This window comes from Altererythrobacter sp. Z27, assembly GCF_052683155.1.
In genome coordinates this window covers 639,952-656,713 of the sequence record NZ_JBQYMC010000001.1, presented here as the reverse complement: position 1 = coordinate 656,713, position 16,762 = coordinate 639,952, and the positions used below count along the sequence as shown (strand labels likewise).

At 62.3% G+C, this 16,762-nt stretch carries 17 protein-coding genes; 10 read left to right on the top strand and 7 right to left on the bottom strand.

The window, feature by feature from the left end:
• The first annotated feature begins 1 nt into the window (after position 1).
• Positions 2 to 409 carry a hypothetical protein gene (locus ACUJ47_RS03295; protein ID WP_445537026.1) on the top strand — a complete coding sequence of 136 codons (408 nt, stop codon included), beginning with the start codon at positions 2 to 4 and terminating at the stop codon, positions 407 to 409.
• Between the two features lie 60 nt (positions 410 to 469).
• On the opposite strand, the gene gshB is transcribed toward ACUJ47_RS03295, so the two are convergent.
• From gshB to rsmI, 3 genes are read right to left on the bottom strand one after another with little or no spacing between them, the layout of a single operon-like run.
• Complete coding sequence (gene gshB, locus ACUJ47_RS03290) at positions 470 to 1,420, bottom strand: glutathione synthase (protein ID WP_445537025.1); 951 nt, start codon at positions 1,418 to 1,420, stop codon at positions 470 to 472.
• 10 nt (positions 1,421 to 1,430) lie between these two features.
• Complete coding sequence (locus ACUJ47_RS03285) at positions 1,431 to 1,781, bottom strand: YraN family protein (RefSeq protein ID WP_445537024.1); 351 nt, start codon at positions 1,779 to 1,781, stop codon at positions 1,431 to 1,433.
• Complete coding sequence (gene rsmI, locus ACUJ47_RS03280; protein WP_445537023.1) at positions 1,778 to 2,638, bottom strand: 16S rRNA (cytidine(1402)-2'-O)-methyltransferase; 861 nt, start codon at positions 2,636 to 2,638, stop codon at positions 1,778 to 1,780. The genes ACUJ47_RS03285 and rsmI overlap by 4 nt, the downstream gene beginning before the upstream one ends.
• Positions 2,639 to 2,676: 38 nt before the next feature.
• On the opposite strand from rsmI, the gene ACUJ47_RS03275 reads away from it, so the two are divergent.
• The 4 genes from ACUJ47_RS03275 (at position 2,677) to ACUJ47_RS03260 (ending at position 7,553) form a co-directional block, all read left to right on the top strand.
• Positions 2,677 to 3,840, top strand: a complete 1,164-nt coding sequence (locus ACUJ47_RS03275; protein WP_445537022.1) for a penicillin-binding protein activator — start codon at positions 2,677 to 2,679, stop codon at positions 3,838 to 3,840.
• A gap of 57 nt (positions 3,841 to 3,897) precedes the next feature.
• Positions 3,898 to 5,874 carry a DNA topoisomerase IV subunit B gene (gene parE, locus ACUJ47_RS03270; protein ID WP_445537021.1) on the top strand — a complete coding sequence of 659 codons (1,977 nt, stop codon included), beginning with the start codon at positions 3,898 to 3,900 and terminating at the stop codon, positions 5,872 to 5,874.
• Positions 5,875 to 5,971: 97 nt separating this feature from the next.
• On the top strand, positions 5,972 to 6,829 hold the full coding sequence (locus ACUJ47_RS03265) for an AAA family ATPase (protein ID WP_354145465.1): 858 nt from the start codon (positions 5,972 to 5,974) through the stop codon (positions 6,827 to 6,829).
• 13 nt (positions 6,830 to 6,842) lie between these two features.
• The gene (locus ACUJ47_RS03260; RefSeq protein ID WP_445537020.1) at positions 6,843 to 7,553 is read left to right on the top strand and encodes a hypothetical protein; all 711 of its coding nucleotides are present in this window, start codon (positions 6,843 to 6,845) and stop codon (positions 7,551 to 7,553) included.
• Here ACUJ47_RS03260 and ACUJ47_RS03255 read toward each other — a convergent pair.
• Entirely contained in the window at positions 7,538 to 8,938 is a 1,401-nt protein-coding gene (locus tag ACUJ47_RS03255) for a methyl-accepting chemotaxis protein (RefSeq protein WP_445537019.1), read from the bottom strand. The two genes, ACUJ47_RS03260 and ACUJ47_RS03255, sit on opposite strands and share 16 nt — an antisense overlap.
• 123 nt (positions 8,939 to 9,061) lie before the next feature.
• Here ACUJ47_RS03255 and ACUJ47_RS03250 point away from each other — a divergent pair, with 123 nt between their 5' ends.
• The 4 genes from ACUJ47_RS03250 (at position 9,062) to ACUJ47_RS03235 (ending at position 12,194) form a co-directional block, all read left to right on the top strand.
• Positions 9,062 to 10,246, top strand: coding sequence for a vWA domain-containing protein (locus tag ACUJ47_RS03250; protein ID WP_445537018.1), 1,185 nt, complete (start codon positions 9,062 to 9,064; stop codon positions 10,244 to 10,246).
• Positions 10,246 to 11,085 (top strand): DUF817 domain-containing protein, encoded by an 840-nt coding sequence (locus tag ACUJ47_RS03245; protein ID WP_445538847.1) that lies wholly within the window; start codon positions 10,246 to 10,248, stop codon positions 11,083 to 11,085. Before ACUJ47_RS03250 ends, ACUJ47_RS03245 begins: the two co-directional genes overlap by 1 nt.
• Before the next feature lie 135 nt (positions 11,086 to 11,220).
• Positions 11,221 to 11,703 (top strand): hypothetical protein, encoded by a 483-nt coding sequence (locus ACUJ47_RS03240; protein WP_445537017.1) that lies wholly within the window; start codon positions 11,221 to 11,223, stop codon positions 11,701 to 11,703.
• Positions 11,700 to 12,194, top strand: coding sequence for a hypothetical protein (locus ACUJ47_RS03235; RefSeq protein ID WP_445537016.1), 495 nt, complete (start codon positions 11,700 to 11,702; stop codon positions 12,192 to 12,194). The genes ACUJ47_RS03240 and ACUJ47_RS03235 overlap by 4 nt, the downstream gene beginning before the upstream one ends.
• 70 nt (positions 12,195 to 12,264) lie before the next feature.
• On the opposite strand, the gene ACUJ47_RS03230 is transcribed toward ACUJ47_RS03235, so the two are convergent.
• From ACUJ47_RS03230 to ACUJ47_RS03220, 3 genes are all read right to left on the bottom strand, one after another.
• Positions 12,265 to 13,557, bottom strand: a complete 1,293-nt coding sequence (locus tag ACUJ47_RS03230) for a spinster family MFS transporter (RefSeq protein WP_445537015.1) — start codon at positions 13,555 to 13,557, stop codon at positions 12,265 to 12,267.
• Positions 13,558 to 13,635: 78 nt separating this feature from the next.
• Entirely contained in the window at positions 13,636 to 14,835 is a 1,200-nt protein-coding gene (locus ACUJ47_RS03225) for an exo-beta-N-acetylmuramidase NamZ family protein (protein ID WP_445538846.1), read from the bottom strand.
• Between the two features lie 2 nt (positions 14,836 to 14,837).
• Positions 14,838 to 15,359, bottom strand: coding sequence for a hypothetical protein (locus tag ACUJ47_RS03220; protein WP_445537014.1), 522 nt, complete (start codon positions 15,357 to 15,359; stop codon positions 14,838 to 14,840).
• Between the two features lie 81 nt (positions 15,360 to 15,440).
• Here ACUJ47_RS03220 and tyrS point away from each other — a divergent pair, with 81 nt between their 5' ends.
• Positions 15,441 to 16,670, top strand: a complete 1,230-nt coding sequence (gene tyrS / locus ACUJ47_RS03215) for a tyrosine--tRNA ligase (RefSeq protein WP_445537013.1) — start codon at positions 15,441 to 15,443, stop codon at positions 16,668 to 16,670.
• The last annotated feature ends 92 nt before the right edge of the window (positions 16,671 to 16,762 follow it).

Genomic DNA, 16,762 nt, shown 5'->3' with positions numbered 1-16,762 from the left:
GATGGATCGGTTGCTTGCAACTGAACCCAAACTCAACAAGTATTATGCCGCGACCGACGCGATCCTTTTGATATTGGAAAACAGGTCACTAGAAGCTGCAGAACGGTTTAGAGACTGCTTGGCTTCAGCGCCAGTCTATCACTCAGCGAACGACGAATATCTGGATACATTTTGTAGTTTCTGGCTCGCAGTGCTGGCAAATCAAACTTCAATCGACGAGCTTAATGAGATTGTCGCTAAGGCATCACATGTGAAGGCTAGCTGGTGGCTGCGACGAAGACTGCGATTTCCATCACTGGATACAATCGAGCGAACCGTGTCGGAAGACCGTTCTTCTGCTCCAAACCAATTTCACGCGGCCCTGATGCAATCTAATGCTTCGAAAGCTAGAGTGTCATTTGATTTTTAGTCCGCTTTCCACCCAGTTTCGGACGGCACCGTTACGATCTCAAGGTTCCCGAAAGCGGACTCACCTTAGCCTGGCTTCAATCGCGTCCCAGATCATTCCCGGCGTATCGGTGCCGTTGAACCGGTCGATCGCGCGGATGCCGGTGGGCGAAGTCACGTTGATCTCGGTGAGATATTTGCCGCCGATCACGTCGATCCCGACGAAGATCAGGCCCTTCTCCCGCAGCACCGGGCCCAGCGCGTCGCAGATTTCCTGCTCGCGCGCGGTCAGGGTCGTCGCCTGGGCGCTGCCGCCCACGGCCATGTTCGAGCGGAACTCGCCTTCGCCCGGGATGCGGTTGATCGCGCCAGCCACCACGCCATCAATCAGCACGATGCGCTTGTCGCCCTCGGCCACTTCGGGAAGGAAGGGCTGCACCATATGCGCTTCGGGCCACATCTGGTTGAACACTTCGAACAGGGCGGAGAGATTCTCGCCATTCGCGGGGATGCGGAAAATCGCCTTGCCGCCATTGCCGTGGATCGGCTTGACCACCACCGCGCCATGTTCGGCCATGAAGCGCCGCACCTCGTCGACCGAGCGGGTGATCAACGTGGGCGGCATGAACTGCCGGAAATCGAGCACCATCACCTTTTCGGGCGCGTTGCGCACGCTGACCGGGTCGTTGACCACCAGCGTCTCGCCCTTGATGCGCTCGAGCAAATGTGTGCCGGTGATATAGCCCATGTGGAACGGCGGGTCCTGCCGCATCAGCACGACGTCGATGTCCTTGCCCAAATCGAGCCGCACCGCTTCGCCCTTGGTCACATGGTCACCCTGCACCGGCTTCACCGTCACTGGGAAGCATTGCGCATAGAGCCGGTCGTCCGCATCGAGCGTCAGGCTTTCGACGTGATATTCGTAAACCGTGTGCCCGCGCTTCTGCGCGGCTTCGATCAAGGCGAAGGACGAATCCGTCGCAATGTTGACGGTTTCGATCGGGTCCATCTGGACGGCGACGCGCAACGACATGCAAATTCCTTCAGGGCTGCCAAGCGTTGACGATGTGGCGCGGGAAGGCGCCGGGTGCAAGCAGGATCACGTCGATCCTGATGTCCTCGCCCTGCGCAGCATAGTTGTGCGCCACGCATTCGACCGCATCGGCCACCCGGCGCAAACGGTAAGCGTCGATCGCGTGGTCGAGATCGGCCGCGCGCTGGCGCCATTTGACTTCGACGAAGGCGACCACGCCACCGCGCCGCACGATCAGGTCGATTTCCCCGCGCGGGGTCTTCACCCGCTGGCCAAGCACAGTCCAGCCTTTCAGGCGGAGCCAAGCAGCCGCCTGCCATTCGCCCTTACGCCCTTCCCGTTCGGCCCGTTGGCGGCTCATCCAGCCTTCAGTCCCATCGCCCGGGCGTAGAGCTGCTTGCGGTCGAGCCCGGTCGCCTTGGCGACCTGCGCCGCCGCTTGCGAGGGCTTGAGGCTGGCCAGCGCCTCACGCAGCATGGCATCGGCGTCGATCTCGGGCGCTTCTTCCGCACCCGGCGGGGCGACCAGCAGCACGATTTCACCCTTGGGCGGATGCTCCGAATAATGCGTGGCAAGTTCCGCAGCGCTGCCGGTGCGGCATTCCTCGTAAAGCTTGGTCAGCTCGCGTGCGACCGCGACTTCGCGCGCGGGCCACATATCGGCAATCGCTTCGAGCGATTTCACCAGGCGCGGCCCGCTCTCGTAGAATACCAGCGTCGCGTCGATCCCCGCCAGCGCCTGCAACGCCTCGCCGCGCGCCTTGTCTTTCACGGGCAGGAAACCGGCGAAAAGGAACCGGTCGGTCGGCAGGCCTGCCAGCGTCAGCCCGGCGATTGCGGCGCATGGCCCGGGCAGGGTCGTGACTGCCACTCCGGCTTCGCGGGCGGCGCGCACGAGACGGTAACCGGGATCGGAGATCAGCGGCGTGCCCGCATCGCTCACCAGCGCCACCGCTTCATTGTGCATTCGTTCGACCAGCGCATCGCACGCTTTCTCGCTCGCGTGGTCGTCATGCCGAATCAGCGGCTTCGAAATGTCGAGATGTTTGAGCAGCTTGCCCGCCACCCTTGTGTCTTCGCAGGCGACCGCATCGCAGCGCCGCAGGACATCGACCGCACGGAGCGTTATATCGCCTAAATTGCCAATCGGCGTGGCAACGATATAGAGGCCTCTTGGAAGAGGTTCAGAAAGGCTGGTTCCGGATGCGTCACTGTTCACGTGGCCTCTTTGGAACAGCCGGGATAGGGTCGGCAAGTATGCAGCGGAATTTGTTCAATCGGCGCAACCTGGTTGTGGGGGGCACTGCGCTGCTGCTGGCGGGCTGTCAGATGATCCCCAAGACCGGGCCGGGCGGGCCTCCGCCCGAAGTGGGCCCCGCGCCCGAGCCGAGCGCGACCGAACTTCCAACCGACGAAACGCGCCATCGCATAGCGATCCTGGTGCCGCTGACAGGCCGCAACGGCCCGGTCGGCCAGTCGATCGCCAATGCGGCCAATATGGCGATTCTCGACACCAGCGCGGAAAACCTGCGCATCACCACCTATGACACGTCGCAGGGCGCCGGTGCCGCCGCGACCAAGGCAGTTGCTGACGGCAACAAGCTGATCCTTGGCCCCATGCTGGCGGAGAATGTCCCTGCGGTGGAATCCGTGGCCCGCCGCGCTGGGGTGCCGCTGATCTCCTTCTCCAACAACACCACTGTTGCGCGCAGCGACGTATTCGTGATGGGCCATATCCCTGAGCAATCGATCGAGCGTTCGGTCGCTTTTGCGCGGTCGCGCGGGGCGAACAATTTTGCCGCGCTGCTCCCCACCGGCGATTATGGCGACCGCGCCCAGAGCGCGCTCAGCGACGCGCTGCGCAATTACGGCGGGCTGCTCAAGCGGACCGAGCGCTATGATCGCGGCAGCACCGCTGTGATCGGCGCCGCGAACCGGCTGCGCGAAGCGGGCGGATATGACACGGTGCTGATCGCCGACGGGGTGCAACTCGCCACGCAGGGAGCGACCGCGCTCAAGGAAGGCGGCGCAGCCCCCCGCATCCTCGGCACCGAATTGTGGAGCGGCGAAAGCGCGCTGACACGCACCGCTGCGCTGCGCGGCGCGCTGTTCTCGGCAGTCTCGAACCAGCGCTTCCAGCGCTTCCGCGACAGCTACCAGAGCCGTTTCGGCGATGCGCCCTATCGCATTTCGACGCTCGGTTACGACGCCGTGCTGCTGACGCTGCGCGTGGCGCGTGACTGGCGCTTCGGGCGGCCCTTCCCCACCAGCCAGCTCGTCGCCCGCGACGGTTTCCTCGGCCTCGACGGCGCGTTCCGCTTCGGCACCAACGGCGTGATCGAACGCGCGATGGAAGTGCGCGAGGTCAAGGCGGGCGACGTGACCGTGGTCGATCCGGCGCCCGCCCGCTTCGCCGACTGAGCAAAACCCCCGTGCCCTGCTTGTGCGGCGATTGGGCGGCAGCATATAGGCTTGTCCATGTCCGACGATCTGTTCGATAACACGCCCGCCTCGAGCGGCGACTACAACGCTTCCGCCATCGAAGTGCTCGAAGGGCTCGAGCCCGTGCGCCGCCGCCCCGGCATGTACATCGGCGGGACGGACGACCGCGCGCTGCACCACCTCGCCGCCGAAGTGCTCGACAACTCGATGGACGAAGCGGTGGCGGGCCATGCAAGCCGGATCGAAGTTCGCCTCGAAGAAGGCAACCGCCTGTCGATCAGCGACAATGGCCGCGGCATTCCCGTCGACGAACATCCCAAGTTCCCGGGCAAGTCCACGCTCGAAGTGATCCTTTCGACGCTGCACTCGGGCGGCAAGTTCTCGGGCAAGGCCTACGCCACTTCGGGCGGCCTCCACGGCGTCGGCGTCAGTGTGGTCAACGCGCTTTCCAGCCATACGCGGGTGGAAGTGGCGCGCGACCGCCAGCTTTACGCGCAGGAATTCGCCAAGGGCCAGACGCTCGGCCCGCTCGAAAGCCTTGGCCCCACGCCCAACCGGCGCGGCACCACAGTCAGCTTCACGCCTGACGAGGAAATCTTCGGCGACCGCCAGTTCAAGCCCGCGCGGCTGTTCAAGCTGGCGCGCTCAAAGGCCTACCTCTTCGCCGGGGTCGAGATCCGCTGGAAATGTGCCCCTTCGCTCGCCAGCGAGGATGTGCCCGAAGAGGCGACTTTCAAATTCCCCGGCGGCCTTGCGGACCATCTGGCCGAACAGGTCGGCGCGCGCGAATGCGTCACCGCACAGCCGTTCACCGGCAGCCAGGATTTTCCGGAGGAAAAGGGTCGCGTCGAATGGGCGATCGCCTGGCCGCTGTGGTCCGACGGTTCGACCAGCTGGTACTGCAACACCGTGCCTACCCCCGATGGCGGAACGCACGAGCAGGGCCTTCGTTCGGCACTGACCAAGGGGCTGCGCGCATTTGGCGAGCTGACCGGCCAGAAGAAGTCGAAAGACATCACCGCCGATGACGTGATGACCGGCTGCGAAGTGATGCTGTCGGTCTTCATCCGTGATCCGCAGTTCCAGAGCCAGACCAAGGACCGCCTGACCTCGCCCGAAGCGACCCGCCTCGTCGAGAATGCCGTGCGCGACCATTTCGACCACTTCCTCACCGCCAATATGGAGCGTGGGCGCGCGCTGTTGGGCAGCGTGATGGAGCGGATGGACGAACGGCTCAAGCGCAAGGCCGAGCGCGAGATCAAGCGCAAGACCGCGACCAATGCCAAGAAGCTGCGCCTGCCGGGCAAGCTCACCGATTGTTCGGGCGAAGGCGACCGCGAGACCGAGCTGTTCATCGTTGAAGGCGACTCGGCCGGCGGCAGTGCCAAGCAGGCGCGCGACCGCAAGAGCCAGGCAATCCTGCCGATCCGCGGCAAGATCCTGAACGTTGCCAGCGCAACGGCTGACAAGATCCGCGCCAACCAGGAAATTGCCGATCTCGCGCTCGCGCTTGGCTGCGGCACGCGCAAGGATTGCGACCCGGAAAACCTGCGTTACGACCGCATCATCATCATGACCGACGCCGATGTCGACGGCGCACATATCGCCACGCTGTTGATGACGTTCTTCTTCCAGGAAATGCCCGAAGTGGTGCGAGGCGGATATCTCTACCTGGCGCAGCCGCCGCTCTACAAGCTCACCAGTGGCAAGGAGACGCGCTACGCCCGCGATGACGCGCACCGCGGCGAGCTGGAAGCCAGCGTGTTCAAGGGCAAGAAGGTCGAAGTCAGCCGCTTCAAGGGCCTTGGCGAAATGAACCCGAACCAGCTGCGCGAAACGACCATGAGCCCCGAAACGCGCAGCCTGATCCGCATCACCCTGCCCGAACAGCACGAAGCGCGCTTCGCGGTGAAGGAGCTGGTCGACCGGCTGATGGGCCGCAATCCGGAGCATCGCTTCAACTTCATCCAGAACCACGCCGGCGACGTGGATCGGGAGATGATCGACGCCTGAGCTGGCGGCCCCTCCAATTCGCTAGCTTCCGCAGCGACACCCTTGCGCCAAACTGTTGCGTAACTTAACGCCAACGGAAAGTTCCAAGGGAAAACCGATGACCGATACGACCCGCTTCGAAGGCACCAGCTCCTATATCGCGACCGACGACCTGAAAGTGGCGGTCAACGCCGCGGTCACGCTGCGTCGTCCGCTGCTGGTCAAGGGCGAACCGGGCACCGGCAAGACCGTGCTGGCGCATGAAATCGCCAAGGCGATCGACGCGCCGCTGATCGAGTGGAACGTCAAGTCCACCACCAAGGCGCAGCAAGGCCTTTACGAGTATGACGCCGTGGCCCGCCTGCGTGACGGCCAGCTGGGCGAAGAGCGCGTCCATGACATCCGCAACTACATCAAGAAGGGCAAGCTGTGGGAAGCCTTCACCTGCGAAGAGCTGCCCGTGTTGCTGATCGACGAGATCGACAAGGCCGATATCGAGTTCCCTAATGACCTCCTGCAGGAGCTCGATCGCATGAGCTTCGACGTTTACGAAACGCAGGAGCGGATCGAGGCGAAGGAACGCCCGATCGTGGTGATCACGTCGAACAATGAGAAGGAATTGCCGGACGCATTCCTGCGCCGCTGCTTCTTCCACTACATCAAGTTCCCCGACCGCGAGACGATGCGAGAGATCATCGAAGTCCACTATCCGGGCATCCAGAAGAACCTCGTCACCAAAGCGATGGATATCTTCTACGAGCTGCGCGACGTGCCGGGCCTCAAGAAGAAGCCTTCGACCAGCGAATTGCTCGACTGGCTCAAGCTGCTGCTGAACGAGGACATGCCGCTCGACGTGTTACAGGATTCGAACCCCAACAGTGCGATCCCGCCGCTGCACGGTGCGCTGCTCAAGAACGAGCAGGATGTGATGATGTTCGAACGGCTGGCATTCATGGCTCGCCGCAACCCTAGCTGAGGCATTTCATATCATGCGATTTGGCGATCACCGGCTGACGCTCTTTTTCTTCATGCTGACGTTGGCCACGATGCTGGTCATGCAGCAATATTTCCCTGCTGAACTGGCGATCCCGCTGCCCGGCAGCGATATTCGCCCCGTCCTGTTGCTCGAATTCGCTGCCAAACCCGAACATTTGACGCATGTATTCGGCGAAATCGGTGATCCGATGCGCGATGCGCGAATTGCCGGGATGAACACTGGCAATAGTCTCGATTACCTGCTGATGCCCGCTTACGGTTTACTGACCTTCAGCTTTTTCAGGGGTATTTCAGCTGAATCGCCAGGTTCATTGTGGAGCCTGTTCGGCTGGATGGGTGTGATCGCTGCACTGTCCGACGCGGTCGAAAACGCGTTGATGTTCCGCATTGTGGCGGAATTCGTCGCGGGCAACACGGGCACTTACGCCGAAATGGCGCTGCTACCCTACCCAGTCTGGATCAAGTTCGGCCTGCTCGCGGTGACTTGCGGCGGCGCCGCATTGGCCTTCATCCGCTTGCGTCGGTGGTTATTGGCCCTGCTCTGCCTCCCGGCTCCGCTCATGCTGGTTCCGGGAATGCTAAACCCGTTCGGGATCGCGCCTCTTTCGACGACAATGATCGGGCTTGGCTGGCTGGCAATGGCGGTCCACGCCGGCACTCGCTGGTACCGGTCCGGCGCGAACCCTGATCAGTCGAAACTGTAAGCCAGTTCGAAGTCACCCCAACGCCGCCCGTTGATCACCAGCGGGATATAGACGTTGCGCACCACGATATAGCTCTGGCCGTCGCCTTCCTGGCGATAGACTGCCATCATGTAGGGCGCATTGCTGCGCTTGGATTTGGCGTCGATCGGATCGAAGATCATCCGGCCGTTGCGGCAGAAAGCCGTGTCATGCGTGATGTTGCCGGTGGGCGCCAGCGAACGCTCACTCAGGTGCGTCGGCAGGAAGCCGCTCATGTCGGTGCAGGCGGCTGCCAGTACGCGGCTGTCGCTTTGCTTCGCACGGTCGAGGAACGGGCGCCATTTCTGGTGCGCCCACTCCGACAGTGCGGTGGTGAAGCGCTTGGGATTGCTGCCGGCGATCTCGCGATAGTCGTTGTCGAACAGTGCCGCCAAGTCGAGCTCGCCCGATGCAATCGCCGCTTCGGTTAGTTCCTTGATTTCGCGCGCGATCCCCTGCCCCTTTTCGACCATCATGCTGTCTTCGGGCGAAAGCCCGGCCTGCACGATCCGGTCGAACATTTCGCTAGCGGTCATTTCCAGCTCTACCATGCGCTTGTGCGCCTTTTCGAGCTTCGTCTCGTTGTCGCGCGCAGCATTGTCGAAGCTGTCGAGCACGTCCTGCACGCGCTCCACATGGTCGCTGATGGTGGTGGTCGAACGCGCGATCTGGTCGTTCTGCTTGTCGACTTCTTCCACCAGCTCGCCCACGCTGACGATGGTGCGTTCGATCCGCGCAACCGAAGCCTTGGCTTCGCCGCTCGCTTTCGAACCCGCTTCGATCCGTTCGATCACTTGCGCGGCCTCGCCGCCCAGCGCGTCGATCGTGGTGGTGATTTCCTCGGTCGCCTTGCGCGTGTCATTGGCGAGGCTCTTCACTTCGCTGGCGACGACCGCAAAGGTGCGCCCGGCATCGCCTGCGCGCATTGCTTCGATTGTGGCGTTGAGCGCCAGGATATTGGTGGTTTCGGCTATCTGCTCGATATCCTTCGAGCTGCGGCGCACCTGTTCCATCGCCGCGGCGAAGCTGGTGACATGCTGCGACAGCGCCTCGACCAGTTCGAGCAGCCCGTTGATCTGGCCCAGCGAGCTGTGGATCAGCGCAGTGCCTTCGCCCAGTCGCTCGATCGCGCGTTCCGACAGCAATCGCGCTTCGTCACTCGCTTCGGCGACCTTGGCCTGGTCGGCTTCCAGCGCGGTAACGGTGCCGCGCAGCGCGGCATGTTCCGCGCGCAGAGTTTCCGAAGAACGGATTACCGCCTCGACGATTCCCGCGACATCGGTGCAACCAACGGTCACATCGCCGCAACTCTCTGGAATCTTCTCGAGTGCAGTTGCCCCGGCAGTGTCGATCGCAATCGGCTTCATGAATTACGCCCCTGATAATTACCCGTAGAGCTCGGTAACCGCCCATGGTTAGCGCCTCGTTAATTTCGCTAGCGGGTGCTGCAAATACTGGCGCGGCAGGCATGCTCGGGCTAAACCACGCGAATGTTTTTCAACTTCGTCGACGAATTGCGCGCCGCGGGCATTCCCGCCAGCTTCAAGGAGCACCTCACGCTGCTGGAGGCGCTCGACCGTGATGTGATCGAGCAGACGCCGGAGGCGTTTTACTACCTGTCGCGCGCCACCTTCGTGAAGGACGAAGGCCTGCTCGACCGGTTCGACCAGGTGTTCAACAAGGTCTTCAAGGGCCTGCTCACCGATTACGGCCAAAACCCGGTCGAAATCCCCGAAGACTGGTTGAAAGCGGTGGCAGAGAAGTTCCTCACTCCCGAAGAGATGGAAAAGATCAAGTCGCTGGGCGACTGGGACGAGATCATGGAGACGCTCAAGAAGCGGCTCGAGGAACAGCAGAAGCGCCACCAGGGCGGCAACAAATGGGTCGGCACGGGCGGCACCAGTCCCTACGGCAATTCGGGCTACAATCCCGAAGGCGTGCGCATCGGCGGCGAAAGCAAGCACAAGCGCGCGATCAAGGTGTGGGAAAAGCGCGAGTTCAAGAACCTCGACAACACCAAGGAACTGGGCACCCGCAACATCAAGATGGCGCTGCGCCGCCTGCGCCGTTTTGCGCGCGAAGGCGCGGCGGACGAGCTCGATCTCGACGCGACGATCGATGGCACCGCGCGGCAAGGCTGGCTCGACATCCACATGCGGCCGGAGCGGCACAATGCCGTGAAGCTGCTGCTGTTCCTCGATGTCGGCGGTTCGATGGATCCCTTCATCAAGCTGTGCGAGGAGCTGTTCAGCGCCGCCACGACCGAGTTCAAGAACCTCGAGTTCTTCTACTTCCACAATTGCCTCTACGAAGGCGTGTGGAAGGACAACAAGCGCCGCTGGCAGGAACGCACCAAGACGTGGGACGTGCTCCACAAATACGGGCATGACTACAAGGTCGTGTTCGTCGGCGATGCCGCGATGAGCCCCTATGAGATCACCCATCCAGGCGGCAGTGTCGAGCATATGAACGAGGAAGCCGGCGCGGTGTGGATGCAGCGCGTGGCGAACACCTATCCGGCCAGCGTGTGGCTCAATCCCGTGCCCGAGAAGCAATGGGGCTATTCGCAGTCGACCAAGATCATCAAGCAGCTGATGGGCGACCGGATGTATCCGCTCACGCTCGACGGGCTCGACGATGCCATGCGCGAGCTGAGTCGGAAACAGGGCCATTGATCCCAACCCATTCGCGCTTCCTGGCGGTTCGCCAGCGGCTCGAAGCATATGATCCCGGCACCGGTTGGCGGCTGTGGCTGTACGAATTCCTGCTGTTCGGGTTCAAACAGGCGTGGGCCTGCCTGTTCGGCGCGCTATTGCTGGCGCTGCTGCTGGGAACGCACCTATTCTACCCCGAAGATGCGCCGCTCCACCGTTATGATTTCCTTACGATCAGCGCGCTCGCCATCCAGGCGGGGATGCTCGCCTTCCGGCTCGAGACCTGGGAGGAGGCCAAGGTTATCCTTGTGTTCCACGTCGTCGGCACGGTGATGGAACTGTTCAAGACTGCCGCCGGATCGTGGACCTACCCCGAAGCGAGCGTGCTGCATATCGGCGCGGTGCCTTTGTTCAGCGGCTTCATGTACGCCAGCGTCGGCAGCTATATCGCGCGCGTCTGGCGCATTTTCGACTTCCGCTTCAGCCATTATCCGTCGCGCTGGGCGACATGGCTGCTGGCGGCGGCAATCTACGTCAATTTCTTTGCTCACCATTGGACGGTGGACATCAGGCTGGCGTTGTTCGCACTCACAGCTGTGCTGTTCTGGCGCACCCGCATCCACTTCCGCAATTTCCGGCTGCACCGGTGGATGCCGCTGCTGCTCGGCTTCGGACTGGTGGCGCTGTTTATCTGGCTGGCAGAGAACATCGCCACTTTCGCCAATGCGTGGAACTATCCGGGCCAGGAAGACGGGTGGGAACCCGTCTCCATCGCCAAGCTGGGCAGCTGGTATTTGCTGATGCTGATCAGCTTCGTGCTTGTCGAATGGGTACAGCCTGCGCACGGATCCAAAATTTGACCGAGATTTGGCCAGTCGGATCGATCCGAAAAGATGCACTGCTACACCGCCCGATTGGACCTGGGGCCATGAAGCCGCCTAGACGTAAGCGCCCGAATTTTCGGTGAAACAGATTAGGATTGCGAAATGCTTCGGATGGCATTCGGCGGTTTTGCGGCCGCAACCGCTCTTTTAGCCCTTCCCGTATCAGCCCAGGGAACCAAAGAGGCCAAGGCCGATAAGGCGACCAGTGCAGTTGCGGAATCGTGGATCGGCCAATCGGCTGCACATTTGCTTGTGCAATGGCCGGTCGATCGCGGGTTCACGCAGGAAGAGAACGAGTCAACCGGCGAGACCTTCTACACATACCACTTCGGGCAGGACGCCTATTCATACGACAACCCGATCATGTCCGGGCCTCAGCTGGTGGCCGTGCAACGGCAAGGGAATGTCGATACGCCGATCTACCAGAACTCGGTTGTCGGGTACGAGAAGATCGACGTCCCCTATCAGCATCATTGCACGATCACCTTTGCCGCGAACGAGGACGGAATCATCCATCGTTACGCTTACAACGGCGTCGCTTGTCGCCCGCATGTGAAGGACTGGGGGCGCCCGAAGGCCCGCAAATCCAAATGAAATTCTCTCCTCGGAGCTTATTTATGTTGAAGTTGAAATCCCTGCTCGTGGCGCTCGCCGCCTCACAGATGCTTGTTGCAGTCCCCGCCCATGCGAAGGACCGCACCGGCATTGTGACGGCAATGGAGCCGATCGAGAATCGCGGTGCGGATGAAACAGAAGGCACCAAGAAGAAGCGCAGCATCGGCACCAGCCTGGGCGGCCTTGCCGGAACGGTCGCGGGCGTGAAAATGAAAGGGCCCGTCGGTATGGCTGCGCTCAAATATGGTTCCCAAGCCGGCGCCAAAGCTGGGGTGATTGGAGATGACCCGGAATCGACCCAGTATATGGTTTCGGTCAAGCTTGATGACGGGAAGACTCTCAACCTCGCCCGCTATCGCGTAAACCTTGCCGGGGTAGAAGTCGGCACACGCGTGCTCGTTCGCGGCAAGGGCAGCGAAGCAAGCATTGAACCGTTGGGTGAAGAAGGCGCGGCTGCACCCACGCAATAACCTGTCGACCGCAAGCGAGCGGACCAGTTGCTTTAAAGTAGGGAGAGACCGCGCGAGTCGATGCGGTACCTTAGTCTTTCTGATCGAGTTCGCCATGCAGACGCAGGCTGCAGCGCCAGAAGAAATAGGCTGGTACCAGCCCCAGGAACGCTGCGCCGTAGAGCACATAGCGAACGCTTTCGGCGCCGTAGGTCGGCTGGATCCAGTCCGACAGCATGCCGAAGAACAGCGGCCCCAGCCCCAGCCCGATCAGGTTCTGGAAGAACAGCATGGTCGCTGCCGCAATCGCCCTTGCCCGCACCGGCACAAGGCCCTGCGCCGAGGAATAGGTCGGCCCGTAATAGAGCGAGTTGAACAAGGTGGGGATGAACAGCAGCGCCAGCGCCAGCTGCCAGGTCTGCGCCTGATAGGCCAGAAAGGCCAACGGGACTGCCAGCGCCATGCCGATCGCGGGCGCGCTCAACACGTGGCGGCGGTTCTTCGATCCGAAACGGTCGGCCAGATAGCCGCCAAGCCACGTCCCAAGGATGCCCGCCACCCCGTTGATCACGCCGAACCAGAAGCCGACTTCGCCGGGCGACATTTCATGCGTGCGCTGGAAGAAGATCGTAGTCCAGGTCGTCTTGCCATAGCTGAGGAACGATGCCGCCGAACCGGCGGTGAGCAGCAGCACGAAAGCGGGCGAGCCCATCACGGTCTTCAGCGCATCCTTCATCGGCATGGCCGGGGGATGCGAGCTGGCTTTCATCGCTGCTTGCGCGTGGACGTGGCGCGGGTCGCGCAGCACGAACCACACCACCAGCGCCATCAGCACCCCGGGCAGGCCCACGATAAGGAAGGCGTGGCGCCAACCCACCATGTCAGCCAGAATGCCGCCGATCACCATGCCGAGCAAAGTGCCGATTGGGATGCCGAGCGAATAGAACGCCAGCGCAGAGCTGCGCTTCTCAGGCGGTACGCTATCGCTGATCAGCGAATGCGCGGGCGGCGTGCAGCCCGCCTCACCCACGCCCACGCCGATGCGCGCGAGCAGGAGCTGGAAGAAGTTCTGCGCCAGGCCGCACAAGGCCGTCATCGCGGACCATGTCGCCAGCGCAATAGCGATCACCTTGGGGCGGCTGGTGGTCGGCCGGTCAGCCAGGCGCGCGATAGGGATGCCGAGCACGGTATAGAACAGGGCGAAGGCAAGACCGGTCATCAGCCCGATCTGCGTGTCGCTGAGCTGCAGTTCCCTCGCGATCGGCTCTGCCAGGATGTTGACGATCTGCCGATCGACGAAATTGAAGATGTAGACGATCAGCAGGATCCACAATGTGACCCTGACTGACCGCGCCGTTGTCGCTTGTTCTGCGGCGGATGCCATCCGCATTCCTTTCCCTCGTAATGCGGCGCCGCCGCTTATTGTTTTGTCGCTAGTTCAGGCGCTTCCCGCCTGCACAATTCAGAAATAGAGCAGATGTTCCCTTACCGTCGCGATCCATGCCGCTTCGTCGGCCGAAGCCAGCGCGTCGAGATCGTCCGGATGCGCGGCCGGGTCATCGACCCATTCGCGCAAGGCGGGGCCGCCGTTGATTACGTCGATCGCAAGCCGCTCGAACTCGTATTCATAGGGGAAATCGCGCCAGATCGGGTAATCCGGATAGAGCCGCCGGATCGCCTTGAAGGCCAGCGCCTGCAGTCGCCATGGGCGGAATGAAGCGTGATCGTAAAATGCGCCTTCCGCATGGATCATCAATGCGTTGCAGAGCGTTCCTGCATGCTTGTGGAAAGTCGGACTGAACCAGCATTCCCGGATCGCGCAGCCCGCCAGCCAGTCGGGCGCAAGCCGGTGCATTTCCGCCAGCACCGCTTTCGCATCAACGTCGGGCGCGCCGAACAGCACTTCGAGCGGGCGCGTGGTTCCGCGCCCTTCGCTCAGCGTCGCACCTTCGATCATCACTGTCCCGGCATAGGCGCGCGCCATGTTCACATTGGCGGCGTTGGGCGACGGGTTGATCCAGACGCGGCTTTCGGGCCAGCCATGCCCCGGCCCGTCCGGCTCCCAGCCCTTCATTTCGACAACGCGATAATCGAGATCGAGCCCGAAATGCTGGATAAACCAATGGCCCATTTCGCCCATGGTGAGGCCGTGGCGCATCGGCATGGTGGCCGCGCCGACAAAGCTTTCCTGTCCGGGCACCAGCAAAGTGCCTTCCACCGGCCGCCCGGCGGGATTGGGCCGATCGAGCACCCACACGCTCTTGCCTGACTTTGCGGCCTCTTCAAGCAGGTAGAGCAACGTCGTGACGAAGGTGTAGATCCGGCAACCGAGGTCTTGCAGGTCGAACAGGAACACGTCGGCGGATGACATCATCTGGCCAGACGGACGGCGCAGTTCGCCATAAAGGCTGAACACCGGAATGCCGTATTGCGGGTCGAGCTCGTCCTCGGTCTCGACCATATTGTCCTGCTTGTCGCCCTTCAGCCCGTGCTGCGGCCCGAACGCGCTGGTGACATTGATCCCCGCAGCGATCAGCGCGTCGAGGCTGTGCGTAAGGTCAGCCGTAACCGAAGCGGGATGCGCGACCAGCGCCACGCGCTTGCCCTCAAGCTCGCGCCACAGTTCCGGCTCGGCCAGCAGCCGATCGATCCCGAACTGCACGCTCATTCCCCTCGCTCCACGCTCAGCTGGCGGCAGATGTCGCTGTGGAACTCCGGCTTGCCGTCAGGAAATGCGAGCGCCCAATATTGGATGTTGCCTTCAAGGTCCTCGACAACGGCGTTGAGCGCCACTTGCGCCGGATCGCGCAATTCGGCGGCGATGCTGGCGCGCAGCACAAGTTCGCTTTCGTTATGGGAGCAGGCAACGGCGATCGCTTCAGCCGGCCCGTCGCGCGAATTCAGGCGAAAATCGTCGAAATCGTAGCACGCCCAGCAGGAAGACGGCGAAAGGTTGAACTCCCGATACCAATTGCCGCCATCGGGTTGCCAGAAGATCTCGAAGCAAGTCGTCCGCCACAGGAAATCGCGCCGTTCGGGCTGAGCAGGCTCGGGCACGAGGATCGCGGAAATGGCGCCGTGCAGGCGGAATTCGGCCTCGCAACCCTCCGCAGTGGGAGTGAGGCTGGCAGTGACCGAAGCGATCGGCCCGGGCCGGCAATCGGGGTGGAGAACGAGCGAGTGCATCGCTTCCTGCCCTATGGCGGCACGGGGCATGCTGCAAGAGGCTTACGCTCGGGCGAAAGCGCTGCTAGGGGCCAGCGCGAAATGAGCACCTACGAATCCGATCTCCTGCGCCTGCTCGACGAGCGGGGCTATATCCACCAGCTGACCGATGCTGAGGGGCTGGACAAGCTCGCCTCAAGCCAGGTGGTGCCCGGCTATATCGGCTTCGACGCCACCGCGCCCTCGCTCCACATCGGCAGCCTTGTCCAGATCATGATGCTGCGCCGGTTGCAGCAGGCCGGTCACAAGCCGATCGTGGTGATGGGTGGCGCCACCACCCGCATCGGCGACCCCACTGGGCGCGATGAAAGCCGCAAGATGCTCTCGGAAGAGACGATCTCGGACAATATCGCTTCGATCCGCACGGTGTTCGAGCGCCTGCTCACTTTCGGCGACGGCCCGACCGATGCGGTGATGGTCGACAATTACGACTGGCTGGGCGGGATCGGTTACATCGAGATGCTGCGCAAGGTCGGCACGCATTTCACGATCAACCGCATGCTCAGCTTCGATTCGGTCAAACTGCGGCTCGAACGCGAGCAGCCGATGACCTTCCTCGAATTCAACTACATGATCCTGCAAGGCTACGACTTCCGCCACCTGGCGCAAGCGATGGGCGCCCGCCTGCAGATGGGCGGCAGCGACCAGTGGGGCAATATCGTAAACGGGATCGAACTGGGCCGCCGGATGGACGGCGTCGAACTGTTCGGCCTGACCACTCCGCTGCTGACTACCGCTGACGGTGCCAAGATGGGCAAGACCGCCGCTGGCGCGGTGTGGCTCAACGAAGCACAGCTCCCGGCCTACGATTTCTGGCAATACTGGCGCAATGTGGACGACCGCGACGTCGGCAAGTTCCTGCGTCTCTTTACCGATCTGCCGCTGGAAGAGATCGCACGGCTCGAAGCGCTCGAAGGTGCGGAGATCAACCAGGCGAAAATCGTCCTTGCCAATGAAGTGACCAGCTTGGTGCGCGGGGATGCAGCCGCTCGCGCTGCCGAAGCGACCGCGATCGAGACCTTCGCGGGCGGCGGAGCGGGTGAAGACCTTCCAACTCTCGCCGTCGGCGCGGACGGCATGCGGATCGGCGCAGTGCTGACCGAAATCGGCTTCACTGCCTCCAATGGCGAGGCCAAGCGCAAGATCGCCGAAGGCGCGGTGAAGCTCGACGATGTAGTGGTCAGCGACCCTGCCCTCCTCGTCGAAGTGGCCGAGGGTGAACAGCGCAAGCTCAGCCTCGGAAAGAAGAAGCACGGCGTCATTACGCGTTAACCGCGGTAAGTCACTGCAAACCAGCCAAAGTTATCTCGCGGTGATGCGCAGAGCCGCTTCGCGCCCCGTTTTGGTGCATCCGGTCTTTACCA